This is a genomic window from Methylobacterium sp. R2-1 (assembly GCF_014191355.1).
GTDB lineage: Bacteria > Pseudomonadota > Alphaproteobacteria > Rhizobiales > Beijerinckiaceae > Methylobacterium.
Window position 1 is genome coordinate 303,769 of record NZ_JACHWM010000002.1, and the last position, 13,247, is coordinate 317,015.

At 69.1% G+C, this 13,247-nt stretch carries 15 protein-coding genes; 6 read left to right on the top strand and 9 right to left on the bottom strand.

The window, feature by feature from the left end; all coding sequences use genetic code 11:
• Window positions 1–269 precede the first annotated feature (269 nt).
• The gene (locus tag FHU13_RS04015) at window positions 270–1,061 is read left to right on the top strand and encodes a 1-acyl-sn-glycerol-3-phosphate acyltransferase (protein WP_183434556.1); all 792 of its coding nucleotides are present in this window, start codon (window positions 270–272) and stop codon (window positions 1,059–1,061) included.
• Between the two features lie 193 nt (window positions 1,062–1,254).
• On the opposite strand, the gene metW is transcribed toward FHU13_RS04015, so the two are convergent.
• Both metW and FHU13_RS04025 read right to left on the bottom strand, forming a co-directional pair.
• Window positions 1,255–1,944 (bottom strand): methionine biosynthesis protein MetW, encoded by a 690-nt coding sequence (metW, locus tag FHU13_RS04020; RefSeq protein ID WP_183434557.1) that lies wholly within the window; start codon window positions 1,942–1,944, stop codon window positions 1,255–1,257.
• Between the two features lie 18 nt (window positions 1,945–1,962).
• A complete protein-coding gene (locus FHU13_RS04025; RefSeq protein WP_183434558.1) occupies window positions 1,963–3,180 on the bottom strand; it encodes a homoserine O-acetyltransferase in 1,218 nt (405 codons plus the stop codon).
• Between the two features lie 738 nt (window positions 3,181–3,918).
• On the opposite strand from FHU13_RS04025, the gene msrB reads away from it, so the two are divergent.
• The gene (gene msrB, locus FHU13_RS04030) at window positions 3,919–4,425 is read left to right on the top strand and encodes a peptide-methionine (R)-S-oxide reductase MsrB (RefSeq protein WP_183434559.1); all 507 of its coding nucleotides are present in this window, start codon (window positions 3,919–3,921) and stop codon (window positions 4,423–4,425) included.
• A gap of 68 nt (window positions 4,426–4,493) precedes the next feature.
• Window positions 4,494–5,264: a peptide-methionine (S)-S-oxide reductase MsrA gene (gene msrA, locus FHU13_RS04035; RefSeq protein WP_183434560.1), complete on the top strand. Its 771-nt coding sequence runs from the start codon at window positions 4,494–4,496 to the stop codon at window positions 5,262–5,264.
• A gap of 39 nt (window positions 5,265–5,303) precedes the next feature.
• Here the strand turns inward: msrA and bfr are convergent, their stop codons facing one another.
• From bfr to FHU13_RS04050, 4 genes are all read right to left on the bottom strand, one after another.
• Complete coding sequence (gene bfr, locus FHU13_RS04040; protein WP_012453445.1) at window positions 5,304–5,801, bottom strand: bacterioferritin; 498 nt, start codon at window positions 5,799–5,801, stop codon at window positions 5,304–5,306.
• A gap of 44 nt (window positions 5,802–5,845) precedes the next feature.
• Entirely contained in the window at window positions 5,846–6,136 is a 291-nt protein-coding gene (locus FHU13_RS27510) for a bacterioferritin-associated ferredoxin (protein WP_246714466.1), read from the bottom strand.
• 362 nt (window positions 6,137–6,498) lie between these two features.
• The gene (locus FHU13_RS04045) at window positions 6,499–7,362 is read right to left on the bottom strand and encodes a universal stress protein (protein ID WP_183434561.1); all 864 of its coding nucleotides are present in this window, start codon (window positions 7,360–7,362) and stop codon (window positions 6,499–6,501) included.
• A gap of 141 nt (window positions 7,363–7,503) precedes the next feature.
• Window positions 7,504–8,592, bottom strand: coding sequence for an acyltransferase family protein (locus tag FHU13_RS04050; RefSeq protein WP_183434562.1), 1,089 nt, complete (start codon window positions 8,590–8,592; stop codon window positions 7,504–7,506).
• A gap of 164 nt (window positions 8,593–8,756) precedes the next feature.
• Between FHU13_RS04050 and FHU13_RS04055 the strand changes: the two genes are divergently transcribed.
• Complete coding sequence (locus FHU13_RS04055; RefSeq protein WP_183434563.1) at window positions 8,757–9,467, top strand: DUF4142 domain-containing protein; 711 nt, start codon at window positions 8,757–8,759, stop codon at window positions 9,465–9,467.
• Between the two features lie 193 nt (window positions 9,468–9,660).
• Here FHU13_RS04055 and FHU13_RS04060 read toward each other — a convergent pair whose 3' ends face one another.
• From FHU13_RS04060 to FHU13_RS27520, 3 genes are all read right to left on the bottom strand, one after another.
• Complete coding sequence (locus FHU13_RS04060; protein WP_183434564.1) at window positions 9,661–10,347, bottom strand: carbonic anhydrase; 687 nt, start codon at window positions 10,345–10,347, stop codon at window positions 9,661–9,663.
• Between the two features lie 263 nt (window positions 10,348–10,610).
• Window positions 10,611–11,135: an NUDIX domain-containing protein gene (locus FHU13_RS27515; protein WP_312889544.1), complete on the bottom strand. Its 525-nt coding sequence runs from the start codon at window positions 11,133–11,135 to the stop codon at window positions 10,611–10,613.
• A gap of 12 nt (window positions 11,136–11,147) precedes the next feature.
• Window positions 11,148–11,924 (bottom strand): DUF429 domain-containing protein, encoded by a 777-nt coding sequence (locus FHU13_RS27520; protein WP_246714467.1) that lies wholly within the window; start codon window positions 11,922–11,924, stop codon window positions 11,148–11,150.
• 103 nt (window positions 11,925–12,027) lie between these two features.
• Between FHU13_RS27520 and dut the strand changes: the two genes are divergently transcribed.
• Both dut and FHU13_RS04075 read left to right on the top strand, forming a co-directional pair.
• A complete protein-coding gene (gene dut / locus FHU13_RS04070) occupies window positions 12,028–12,522 on the top strand; it encodes a dUTP diphosphatase (RefSeq protein WP_183434718.1) in 495 nt (164 codons plus the stop codon).
• A gap of 202 nt (window positions 12,523–12,724) precedes the next feature.
• Window positions 12,725–12,925 carry a hypothetical protein gene (locus tag FHU13_RS04075; protein WP_096484556.1) on the top strand — a complete coding sequence of 67 codons (201 nt, stop codon included), beginning with the start codon at window positions 12,725–12,727 and terminating at the stop codon, window positions 12,923–12,925.
• Window positions 12,926–13,247: the final 322 nt, after the last annotated feature.

Consider the following 13,247-nt stretch of genomic DNA (forward strand, 5'->3'; position numbering starts at 1 on the left):
ATCCTACATCGTCTTCCACGATGCTTGCACGAAAGCGCAGGCAGGTTCGGTCCGCCCCGAGGGCGCTCCCGATCTTCGTCATCGGCATCAAAACCGGCCTGGGCAACTGGCCTCCCTCGACCGATGCGAGCCGGATAGGGTGATGGCGGTGGTGCCGCACCAAACGGCCGGCGGCGACCGGCAAGCCGCTGCAACGGGTTTCCGCCGGGCGACGGTGGGCAAGCGCGGGTCCCCGCGATAAAGGAGCGGCAGTCTCACGCGGACCGCCAATGCTCCTCTTCCGCTCGCTCGCCTTCAACCTCTCGTTCTACGTCGCGACAGCTCTGATCGCGATCCTGGGACTGCCGGCCTTCGTCACACGCAAGGGCGTGATCCGGGTGGCGCAGTTCTGGGGCCGCACGGTGCTGTTCCTTCTGCGCGTGGTCGGCGGCACGCGGGTGGAGTTCCGCGGCCTGGAGAACATCCCGAAGGGTCCGCTGCTGGTCGCCGCCAAGCACCAGTCGGCGCTGGAGACGCTGGCGCTCACGATTCCGTTCGATGATTTCGGCTACGTGCTCAAGCGCGAGCTGATGTGGGTTCCGGTGGTCGGCTGGTACTTCGCCCGGGGCGGCATGGTGCCGATCGACCGCTCGAAGGGCACCCGTGCGATGGCAGCGATGAACAAGGCGGCGGCGCAGGCGATCAGCGACGGGCGCCAGCTCATCATCTTCCCCGAGGGCACACGCCGCCCGGCCGGGGCGCCGCCGGCCTACAAGCAGGGTGCCTCCCACCTCTACACGGCCTTGAACGTGCCCTGCCTGCCGGTGGCACTGAACACCGGTCTGTACTGGCGCCGCCGGGGTTTTCGCCGGATGCCGGGTACGACAGTGATCGAGTTCCTGCCGGTCATTCCGCCGGGCCTGACGCGTGCCGCGTTCCTCAAGGAGCTGCAGAACCGCATCGAGACGGCCTCCGACGCGCTGCTCGCCGAGGGCCGAGCCGACCTTGCCCGCCATGGCTACCCGGTCGCCGTGGCGATGGGCGGCTCGGCACCCGCGACGGACACGTCGGGGACGCTCTGATCAGCCGGTTGCGCAATGGCGCACAACGGAGGATCCGCGAAGGACGATCCACCGGCCGGCAAATCTCTCGACCAAAGCGAGGCAGTGGGTCCGGCGGATGCGGTTCCAGTCGCCGTGTTTGCTCAGAAACTCGAAGGCAAGCTGCTCCGGGCAGCCCTCTGCCCGAGGATCATGATCCGCTGCGACAGCGGGCTCACCCTCGCCCGGCCCCGCGCCTCAGCAAAAACACCCCCTGCGCGCCGATCAGGTTCCAGAACCACCACGGCATCGAAAAGCGCATCGGCCGCCCCCGCGCGTCGAGGGCGGTGGCTTTCTCGATGCGGGCGCCGACGTCGCGGCACAGGCCGACGAAGTCGCGGATCGTGCAGTGATGGATGTTGGGAGTCTCGTACCACGTCTCCGGCATGATCTCGGTGACCGGCATCCGGCCGCGGAAGGCGAGTTCGGCCCGCACCCGCCAATGGCCGAAATTCGGAAACGAGATGATGACCTGCCGCCCGATCCGTAAAAGATGTTCCAGCACGATGCGCGGGTTGCGGGTCGCCTGGATGGTCTGGGACAAAACCACCACGTCGAAGGCGTCGTCGGGATAGTTGGCGAGATCGGTGTCGGCGTCGCCCTGGATCACCGGCAGGCCGCGGGCGAGACAGGCGTTGACGCCCTCGCGCGACAATTCGATGCCGCGGCCATCGACGCCGCGCTGGTCACGCAGGAGCGCCAGCAGAGAGCCGTCGCCGCAGCCGATATCGAGGACGCGGGCGCCCGGCGGCACGAGGCCGAGCACGACGATGTGGTCGATACGCGCCGCGCCCTCGCCGCGGGGCAGCGCCTCGGCGGCTTCCCAGGGCGCGCCGGACGCGGCGTCGGTGAAGCTCTCGCTCATCGTCTCACAGTCCAGTTCTCAAAGACCTCTGGCCCGGGCCGCCGCGTCGATGAAGCCCTTGGCGGCGGAGAACATCGCGGGCTCGTCGAGCAGGAAGGCGTCGTGGCCCTTGTCGCTCTCGACTTCCACGAAGGCGACGGGTGCGGCGACCGCGTTCAGTGCATGGACGATGGCGCGGGAATCGGCGGTGGGGAACAGCCAGTCCGAGGTGAAGGACATCACGCAGAAGCGGGTTTTCGAGCCGCGGAAGGCGTTGGCCAGCACGCCGCCATGGTCCTCGGCGAGATCGAAATAGTCCATCGCCCGCGTGAGATAGAGGTAGGCGTTGGCATCGAACCGCTCGACGAAGCTGAGGCCCTGGTGGCGCAGGTAGCTCTCGATCTGGAAGTCGGCGTTGAAGGAGAAGGTCGGCGCTGCCCGGTTCTGCAGGCGGCGGCCGAACTTGCGGTGCAGGGCCGGCTCGGAGAGGTAGGTGATGTGTGCGCCCATCCGCGCGACGCCGAGGCCCTTGGACGGCCGGGTGCCGGCTTCGAGATAGCGGCCCTCCTCCCAGGCCGGGTCGGCCATGATCGCCTGCCGGCCGACCTCGTGGAAGGCGATGTTCTGCGCGGAATGCCGCGCGCCGGTAGCGATCGGCATGGCGGAAAAAACCCGCTCGGGGAAGAGCGAGGCCCATTGCAGCACCTGCATCCCGCCCATCGAGCCGCCGATGCAGAGGAACAGATCCGGGATGCCGAGCCGGTCGAGCAGCATCGCCTGGGCGCGGACCATGTCGCGGATCGTCACCAGCGGGAAATCGAGTCCGTAAGGGCGGCCCGTCTCCGGGTTGAGCGAGGCGGGCCCGGTCGAGCCCATGCAGGAGCCGATCACGTTCGAGCAGACGACGAAGTAGCGGTCCGTGTCGACCGGCTTGCCGGGCCCCACCAGCGTCTCCCACCAGCCGGGCTTGCCCGTCACGGGGTGGCGATGGGCGAAGTGCTGGTCGCCGGTGAGCGCGTGGCAGATCAGCACCGCGTTCGAGCGCCGGGCGTTGAGGGTGCCGGCGGTCTGGTAGGCGATCTGGAAGGGGCCGAGGCGCGCGCCGGAATCCATGGCGAGCGGTTCGTCGGCGGTAAACAGCATCACGGGGCTGCGCGGGTCGGAGGCCGGCGAGGCTTCATAGACCGCCCGGCGCGCATCCTCCCGCAGGACGGTCTCGGCGTCACGCTCGGCGTTCTGAATGAGGGTGGAATCCATGGCATGTCCCGGGTGCCGGCCCTGGAACCGGTCCCGAGCGGCCCGGCACCGACTGTCCCGCCGGTCGTGCGGGCGGAGCGATACACCCGCGCGCGTATCTTGGGAGCGTGTCTTGGCCGGCTGATCATAGGAGGTAATGTGCGCGTCCCCGAGCGTCAACGCGGCGCGAAAGGCGGATCGGGCGGCGGTGCCAGGACGCACATGCCCTGCGCCCCGGTCCTCCGGAGCCGCGGACCGTACATCCCATGGGCACGCCGGACTTCGTCGTCGCCAACCCCTCTCGACGGCCCGGCGGCGCAGCGCGACTCGGTGCTCTCGGCGAAGCCCCGGAGCGGGTCGAACGCGGCACCGCGTCCTCGACGAGGTCGGCAGCCACGCCGCCCGGTTTCGGGTCCGAGGCCGGCGCAACCCTAACGGATGTCAATGCGGGCCGAACGGCTCCGGCTTACCGATATCCTTGCCTCGGATGTCCCTCCGAGGATGTCATCACCAACCCTCCTCGCCCCGCGCCCCATGGGCAGCGGGGTTTTCTTTAGTTGTCTCCGTTATCCCCGCGTATTCTCCGCGCCGGAAGCGCGACGGCCGATAGCCTGCGGCGGTTCGTCTTCGCGGCGGCCTGGACCGTTCCGTGCTATCGATTGCGCGCGATTGATGATCCTGTGCATGCCGCCCGAGCCTCCGGGGAGTCCGTCCTCCCCGCAAGCCGCCGGGCGGCCTGATCCGTCGGAGTCCCCGCGCATGAACCGCCGCCAGACCTTGCGAGCCGGAGCCTCGTTGCTGGGCCTACTCGCCGCCACCCGCCTCACGGCCGTGATGGCGGCCGGTTCCAGCTCCGCCGGAGGGTTCGAGGTCGAGAAGTCCGAGGCCGAATGGCGCGCGCGGCTCTCGCCCGCCGCCTACCAAGTTCTGCGCGAGCACGGCACCGAACGGGCCTACACGAGTCCGCTCAACGGCGAGAAGCGTCCGGGCCGCTTCGTCTGCGCCGGCTGCGACCTGCCGCTGTTCTCCTCAAAAACCAAGTTCGAGAGCGGCACCGGTTGGCCGAGCTTCTTCGAGCCGCTTCCCGGCGCGGTGGGGACGCAGGTCGACACCGCCTACGGCATGAGGCGCACGGAGGTACATTGCCGCCGCTGCGGCGGTCATCTCGGCCACGTCTTCGAGGACGGCCCGAAGCCGACCGGCCTGCGCTACTGCATGAACGGCGTGTCCCTGCGTTTCGAGCCCGCCGCCGACGGCCCGGCCTGAGGCGCGGATCCGAGACAGGCATCATCGACAAGCATCGTCACCGAGGACGAGCATCGAGGATCGAGATCATGATGACCGAACGCCTCCGCCCACGCATGTCGCTTCTGCTCGGCGGTCTCGCCGGCCTCGCCCTGCTCGCCGGCGCGGCCCTGCCCCTGGCGCCCGCCTCGGCGGAGGAGGGCGGGCGGCGCCTGCCGGAAGCGGCGATGACGGCCCGGGAGACGGCCAAGGATTCTGCCAAAGATCCGGCCAAGGATCCGGCGAAAAGCGGTTCGGGCCTGCGCACGGCGACCTTCGCGGGCGGCTGCTTCTGGGGCGTACAGGGCGTGTTCCAGCACGTGAAGGGCGTGACGAACGCCGTCTCCGGTTATGCCGGCGGCACTCGGGCGAGCGCCCGCTACGACGAGGTCGGCACCGGCCGCACCGGGCACGCGGAAGCGGTGCAGGTCACCTACGATCCTGCGGTGGTCCGCTACGACGAGTTGCTGCAGATCTTCTTCTCGGTGGCGCTCGATCCGACCGAGGTGAACCGGCAGGGCCCGGATACCGGCCCGCAATACCGCTCGGCGCTGTTTCCCGCAGATCCGGAGCAGGCCAAGGTGGCCAAGGCCTACATCGCCCAGCTCGATGAAGCGAAGGCGTTCTCGAAGCCTATCGCCACCAAGATCGAGGCCGGCGCCTTCTACCCGGCGGAAGGCTACCATCAGGATTACATGACGCTTCACCCGACCAACAGCTACATCGTCGCCAACGACGCGCCGAAGCTGCGGGACCTGAAGGCGCTGTTCCCAGAGCGAGCGAACGCGCAGCCGGTGCGAGTGGGCCGCCCGCCGGCCTGACCGGGCGTCCCCTCCCGCGAGGGGAGGGGACGAGACGGATCACTCTTTCTCGGGCGCGATCTGCTCCAGGCCGCCGACATGGCGCTGGGCGTAGAGCGGCAGGCCGATCTGGCCGATCAGGTCGAGCTGCGTCTCGAGGAAGTCGATATGGCCTTCCTCGTCCTCGGCCAGATCCTCGAACAGCCGCTTGGAGACGCGGTCATTGATCGAGTCGCAGTACTTGGCGGCTTCGAGATAGAGCGCGCGCGCCTCGTTCTCGGCGGCGAGATCGCACTCGATGATCTCCTGAACGTTCTGGCCGATCCGCAGCGGGTCGAGTTCCTGCAGGTTCGGGAAGCCGTCGAGGAACAGGATCCGATCGATGAACCGGTCGGCGTGGTTCATTTCCTCGATCGATTCCTTGCGCCAGAACTTGGCGAGATCGACGTAGCCCCAATCGTTCAGCAGGCGGAAATGCAGCCAGTACTGGTTGACGGCCGTCAGCTCGCTGCGCAGGCCCCGGTTGAGATAATCGATGACCTTGGCATCGCCCTTCATCCGTCACTCTCCTCGTGAGGCGTCGGGACGAACGACCGCTCGTCTCAGGCTGCGACGCCCTCGGGCTCCCTTGTAGTTTGGAATGATCCCAAACTGCAAGATGTCTCGCAAGCCGTCGAACAGGCGTGGGCGCTGCCATGCGTCGATGTATGAGCCTGCGCTTCATCGATGGCGTTGCGCAGGATCGAACGGATGGTTCGCGCGCAGCGTCCGCATTTCGGACTGCAGCCGAGACAACCATAGACCTGGGCCGGCGTACGGGGACAGCCCGGACCCGGCTGCAGGCACGCGCGCACCTGTCCGTCGGAGAGGACGTTGCAAGAGCAGACAATCATGCGGGCGATCGCAACCTGTCGTGCCTGTCGGGAAGCCTTCCCGCGAGGGCCGGCGGAGCCCGGAGCCTCAATCATTCGCACCGCTCAAGGCCACTGGAAATCGGCCGATTTGAGGCAAGTGCAGATTAGAATGATTGAAAACTTCAAGCTTTTCAGGACTTTAGCGATCGAGGCGGGCTATGACAACTCCTGACGGGCACGATTGAATGCGACGCGAGCCTTCGTCGTGACCGGCCGCGAAACGGCAGCGGCCCCATGAGCCGGCACTTCGGATGAACGGCACTCGGCCGAACGTCCTCGCCGACAACGCGAAATTCGCGCGGAGCCCGATTGTGGGCTCTCGGAAGCGCGGGCGCCGCCGCTCAGTGCGCCATCAGCACCGGTACGGTCGCATGCGACAGGATGTGGCTGGTCGGCCCGCCGAAAATCATCTGGCGCAGGCGGCTCTGGGTATAGGCGCCCTTGATCAGCAGGTCGCAGCCGAATGACTCGGCGTTGTCGAGATAGAGTTCGCCGGGGGTACGGCGGCCGGCAGGGAGCGCCTTGTGGGCGGCCTCAATCCCCTCGCAGGCGAGCGCGCGCGCCACATCCTCCGCGCTCGGACCCGGCACCATCCCGCCCTCGGCGCTGAGCACGAGCACGCGCCGGGCCCGGCGCAGGAACGGCATGGCGAAGGCGATGGCGCGCGCCGTCTCGGTCGAGCCGTTCCAGGCGATCAGAATCGCCTCGCCGACGCAGGACGGGGCGGCGGGCGGCGCGAGGAGAATCGGGCGCCCGCTCTCGAACAGGGCGGTCTCGAAGGTGGTCATGCGCGGTGCGCCGTCATCGGCGCCCGGCCGGCCGACGACCGTGGCCGAGAACAGCCGCGCGTACTGGCCGAGGAAGGCGTCCCCCGGCGGCACGTCGGGCTGCCAGCGGTAGCGCGGTCCGGCATTGGCCACGGCATCCGGGGCGCAGGAGGCGCCGGGCTCGCGCCGGGGCAGGCCGGCCGCCTCCATCGCCGCGACGAAGCGCTGGCCCGCATCCTGCGCCTCGGCCTGGTCGGCCTCCTCGTCGCGCAGCCATGTCATGCCGCCGACCATGTCCACGGGCACATATTCGGCGAGCGCCGGGCGCAGGGACACGCCCTCGATCAGGCTGCCGAAGCGGCGTGCCACCAGCACCGCGGTCGCAAAGACCGAGGGCAGGGCGTCGTGGAGGGTGACCGGGACGAGCAGGGTCTTCATGGCCGGCCTCCGAAGGGTGCGAGGGGCAAGAGGGACGTGTGAGGGACGTGTCCGGCGGAGGCTAGATCGAAATGGCGCGTCGGAAAACCGCGCAGCAAGCCGTCATCCCCGCCCGTGTCGCCGCCGTCGTCGGGCCGGGTATCAACCGGGTGTCGCGGCGTTCCTCGTCGCCTCGGCGGGATGGCTGGGATCGAGCCGGCGGCGGACGAGGCGGGTCAGAGGCCGCTCCACCAGCCGGTGTGCGAGGAGCGCGGCGGGCAGGGTCAGCGCGACCATGATGACGAGACTCGGCCATGGTCCGAGCACGGGCGCGAGGCCGGTGCGCAGCAGCCCTTCGCGGACCGCCCGCAGAACGAAGGGATGCAGAAGGTAGAGGGCGTAGGAGGCATCGCCCAGCCGTTCGGCCGCACCGAGGGAACGGGCAGCCCACCCGCCGCGCACCGCTTCGGGCCGATCCCGGCCGAGCACCGCCGCCGCCACGAGGAGCGCAGCGGGCAGGCCCCAGGCAAAGAGGCGGAAGGCCGGCTCAGCCGGAGCAGCGGCGAGCCCGAACAGACCCGCCGCGGCGAGCGCGACACGGGCCGGTGCGTGCAGACGAAATCCCTCGGCGCGCAGCAGCGCGAGCCCTGCGCCGAGAGCGAATTCGAGCACGATCGGATCGGACCAGAAGGCGAGGGGGACCGGCGGTGTTGGCATCAGCCGCCCGGCGAGAACGACGAGCGCCAGGGCGCCGACGAGCCACGCCACCGCAGCACGTCGCGGAAAGCCGAGGCCGAGGGCAAACAGAGCGTAGAAGGCCATCTCGTAGTTCAGGGTCCAGCCCAGCCCGTAGAGCGGCAGCACCGCCCCGTCGGGCCGGGCCATCGGCCAGAACAGGAACGAGGCGAGGGTGCGGGCGAGGTCCGGCGCGCCGCCCTCGCCGCTGAGCAGGGCGGGCACGGCCAGACCGAGGGCGAGATAGAGCCCGGTCACCAGCCAGTAGAGTGGCACGAGGCGGGCGATGCGATGAGCGACGAAGCGGCTCCGCGCGCCCGACTGGCCGTAAAGCGGGCCCGCGGCGTGGACGATGATAAAGCCGGAAATGACGAAGAAGATGTCGACGCCGGCCGGCCAGGGCAGCCCATCGCGCCGGACGAAATCAGTTCCCGTTCGCCCGGCCAGGATCGCGGCCTCGTTCTGCGCGTGGTGAACGACCACCATCAGCGCGGCCAGGGCGCGCAGCCCCTGCACGAGGACCAGTTTTCCCCGAATGGGATGAAAAGGCCTAGTCAAATTTCGGGAACCAGCATGAAAGGTCGTCGTTGACGCGTCGAAGTGATCTTCACGGCCTCGACCGGTGCATTCGGTTGTCGAGGTCAGTTCGCATGTCGGCAATCTGATATTTGAGGTTTGGTATGCTGAAGAAATACGCTGCTGCGTCCGCTCTCGTCGTCGCCATGGCGACCCCCGCTTTCGCCCAGGTCGGGGGCGATTTCCGTCTGGACGCCATGCAGGCAAATGCCTTCGAGATCCAGTCCGCCCAGATCGCGCTGCAGAAGAGCCGCAACCCGTCGGTGCGGGCCTATGCCCGCGAGGCCCTGCGTGACCATCAGGCCGCCAACGTCGCCCTGGCCGGCGGCGAGAGCAACTACGCGGCCGCCCGTCAGGCCGGCCCCGGCGGTCTCGTCGGCGGTCTGGTCGAGGCTCCGCTCGCCATCGCCGGTGGCGCGGTCGGCGCCGCAACGGGTGTGGCGACCGGCGTCGTCGGCGGTACCCTGCAGGGCGGACCGGTCGGCGCGATCGAAGGGGCCGGCACCGGCCTGAGCCGCGGGGCAGCCGCGGGCGCCCGCGCCTTCGACGTCGACGCCACCGCGGGCACCACCGTGGTGCAGCCGAACCCGCAGCAGCAGCAGATGCTGGCCGAGCTGAACGCCGCCCCGTCCGGCGCCCGCTTCGACCGTCTCTACGGTCAGCAGCAGGTGATGGCGCACCAGATGTCGATCAGCATGACGCAGTCCTATGCTCAGTCCGGCCCGAATCCGGCTCTGCGCAACTACGCTCAGCAGGCCCTACCGGTGCTCCAGCAGCACTACGCCCACGCCCAGCGTCTTCCGGGCGCCCGCTGAGGCGGGTCCTTCACCTCCAGGCACGGAGGGAAGGCGGCGGACCGAAAGGTCCGCCGCCTCTTTTTTGCTCGGATGCCGCGAGCGGGGCCCCGACAACCTCCGCTCATCACGTTACCCGATACGAAAACGGCGCCTCCGAAGGCCTTCGGAGGCGCCGCACCTTTGTCGGAGCGATCGAAGCGATCGCGACCTGTTACGCCTCGGAGCAAGCGATCAGGGCCGAGGCGGAGAGCGTCTGGCCATCGCGCTCGACCACCGATTGGAACTCACCGGTCTTCGGGTCGCGGATGCGCAGCTCACCGGTGACGATGCCGAAATGCGCGCCGTGCAGGTGCAGGCGGCCCGCCTCGACGGCCTCGCGGATGAAGTCGAAGGTCATCAGGTTCTCGAGGCTCTGCGCGACCATCGCGTATTCGAGGCGCGTGAGGAAACCCTCCTTGTCCGGGGTGTCGCCGGATTCGATGAGCTTCTTCTTCGCCGGCTCGACCAGCGAGACCCAGCGGCCGATGAAGTTGCCGGACGAGAGCGGGTCCGCGCCGAACCCGGCGGCCTTGATGCCGCCGCAGGTGGCGTGGCCGAGCACGACGATGTGCTTCACCTTCAGGGCCTGGACCGCGAACTCGATCGCCGAGGAGGTGCCGTGATAGGCGGTGTCGCGCTCGGCGGGCGGCACGATGTTGGCCACGTTGCGGATCGTGAAGATCTGGCCCGGCCCCGTATCGAAGATCACCTCCGGGGCGACGCGGCTGTCACAGCAGCCGATCAGCAGGACTTCAGGCTCCTGGCCTTCCTTGCCGAGCGTCTCGTACTTGCGCCGCTCGCTCGGGAGCCGCTCGCCGAGAAAGCTGCGATAGCCATCGGTGAGAACCTGGGGGAACATGGTCGGTGATCCTTTCATCCTTACGGTCGTGGGACGCGCTAACCAAACGATCTGATCATTGAAATCCATCCCAGCCCGCAGATGCGCTTGCGCACATCCTGTGCGCCGGGCGTGATCACATTGCGCGATTCCACGGCGTGATCCCACGGCACGCTCGAAAGAGCCGGATCGGAAACGATCCTGCCGCCGACCAGTCAAGCACGCCAGGCCTCCATGCGGCGGCGCGCCGCCGCGGATTGCGGCGGGCGGCTCGCGTGGAAGGCTCAAGCGTTCTGCCAGTCGAGGCGGACGGGCTGGTCCGGAACGTCGCCGGACGCGATTCGTTGCGCCAACTCGGCCAATCCGGCGGGTTCGATGCGCTCGGCCGAGGCCGCGAGTTCGGCGAGCGGCCACCAGCGGGTGCCGCGCACGGGGTTGTCCTCGGTCTCGGCGAGCCGGCTCGTATCGACGACGTCGCTGGCGAGCCGGACCACGAAGTAGCGTTCGCGGGCCCAGCGCGGCTTGCGGAACAGGTGGAACGGGCCGTCGCAGACGGCGACGCAGGGGCCGAGCTCCACCTCGGCGACGCCGATCTCCTCCGAGAGTTCGCGCCGGCACGCGTCCTCGTGGCTCTCACCCGGCTCCAGCCCGCCGCCGGGCATGAACCAGAAGCCGAGGGCCTCAGGGTTGGCCGGATCGATCGGGCGGACGGCCTCGTACTCGATCAGCAGTAGGCGGTTCGATGGGTCGAAGACCAGGGCGCGGGCGATGTCGCGCGTCGGCAGGTCCGCGTCAGGGCGGTCGGTCACGGGCTCAACTCCTCACGGCAAGGGATCACGGGCGGGGTGAAGGCGGGGCACTGGCAGGGCTGCGGGCGCCCAGATCACGATCGGCAGGCCATAGCTGTCGCGCTCGATCGTGTTGGGAAGCGGCTCGGCGCGACCCTCGGCGATGTCGCGGGCGACGAGGAGTGCGGCCATGGCGTCGAGATGGTCGTCGGCGGCGACCCCCGTCGGCGGCGGCGAGCCGACCATCGCCTCGGGCAGCCCGGCGGCAATCAGCAGGGCTCGGCGCGCGGCAAGACCCTCGGCGCGGGCCGCGCCCTTCTTGCCGGCGGCGAGAGGCCGCTCGCCGTTGAGGCGGAAGAAGGCGACCTCCGGATGCACCTCGTGCAGGCGCGTCGCGAGATCGGCGTGCCCGCGCAGGAGTTCGTCGACCTCGCGGACGTATCGCAGGATGTTCCAGCACTGGATCGACGGCGCAAAGGGCGGCTCGGATCCCGCCCGCGACAGCGTCTTGGCCGCGTCGTAGCTCGCGGCATAGACCGCCGCGCGGGGCGGCACCGGAAAGACGCTGGAACGCCCCGCCCCGAGAAACGCCCGCGCCGCCCGGTCGGCGGAGCGCCCGCCGCCGCTCACCCGGTCGGGCAGGCCGATCGGCACGTCGATGCCGACGCAGACCGGCGCCTCCGGGCCGTCGAGCAGGTCGATCACCCGTGGGACGCGGGCGCAGCGCCAGTGCGCCGGATCGTCGAGATCGATCAGGGCGCCGGCCCAGGCCCCGCGGCACCCGTCCAGTCCCGCCACCCAGCGCGCCATCCGCTCGCTTCCGCCTTCGCCCGCGATTGCCCTGTGCGACCGCTTCAAAGAAAGCTTTTTCGCACTCTCACCCGGACGTCGAGGAACCTCCTTGGAACCCCCCCTGCAAGCATCCCCTTCGAAGGTCGGCCTTCACATCCTCGATCCGCGGCTCAGAGAATGGGGCTTTCCCCGCTGGGGCAGCGCGGCGGCCGCGGGGCTCGACCTGCATGCCTGTCTCGACGCGCCGCTGCTCCTCGAACCGCAGGCGCCGCCCGCGCTGATCCCGGCCGGCGTGTCGGTGCGGATCGGCGATCCCGACTGGTGCGGGCTGGTGTTCGCCCGCTCCGGCCTCGGGCATCGGGAGGGCCTCGTGCTCGGCAACGGCACCGGGGTGATCGACGCCGATTACGAGGGGCCGCTGATGATCTCCGCCTGGAACCGCAACCCGCCCGGCCGTCGCGCGGCGATCCGCATCGAGCCGGGCGAGCGCATCGCGCAGCTCGTCTTCACCCGCGTCCTCCGGCCGGATTTCGAGATCCGCGAGGGCGCGCCGGAGCCGGATGCGCCTCCATCGGGACGCGGGCAGGGCGGCTTCGGCTCGACGGGCCGCCGCTGACGGGGGATCTGTTCAGATCCCGAACATCCCTCACAAGCGCTCCGAAGAGCAAGTCTGCTGAAGAGCAAGCTTGGCCGTTCGAAGTTTCGAACGACATCAAGACAAGCTTCACCGAGAGAAAAGCGAGAGAAAGCGCGGCGGAACGATTGAACTCTTCTCCCCGTCCTCCGTTGGTTCCCCGCACCCACCCGCGAGACGAACCATGGCCGCCCCTCACGACATCCTCGGTTTCTTCGAGCACCGCACCGATGGCGCCTGGGTCTGCGTCCGGCCCTTCACGCTCAATACCCGTTCGACTCAGGTCGATATCCGGCGCGGCATGCGCTTCGAGTACGGCCGGCGCGTCGGCGGTCTCGACCTCGCCGAGTATCTCGAACAGCTCGGCTCGCAATTCGGCTCCTGAGGCGTTCGTCAGAGCCGGAGGGCGATAGCCCGCATTCTTGCGACGAACCGACCCCATTTCGCCGATACGGGGTGTTGCAACGCCCGAGCACGTGGATCAGCGCATCGTCCTCACGCAGGAGGATCCTGATGGGCTGCCGGTCTCACGACGGCAGGAAGGTGCAGTGAACGGCCGGATCAAGCATGAGGCTGTCATGCCGATGGTCGCCGAGGACGCGCCGGTCACGACGGTGGGCGTTGTTCCGCACCGGCTGGTCGGGCGGCTGCGGCGGCAAAGCCCTTATGCAGACCAGCCTACTCGGACCGGCCGCCGGCTTTGCAAC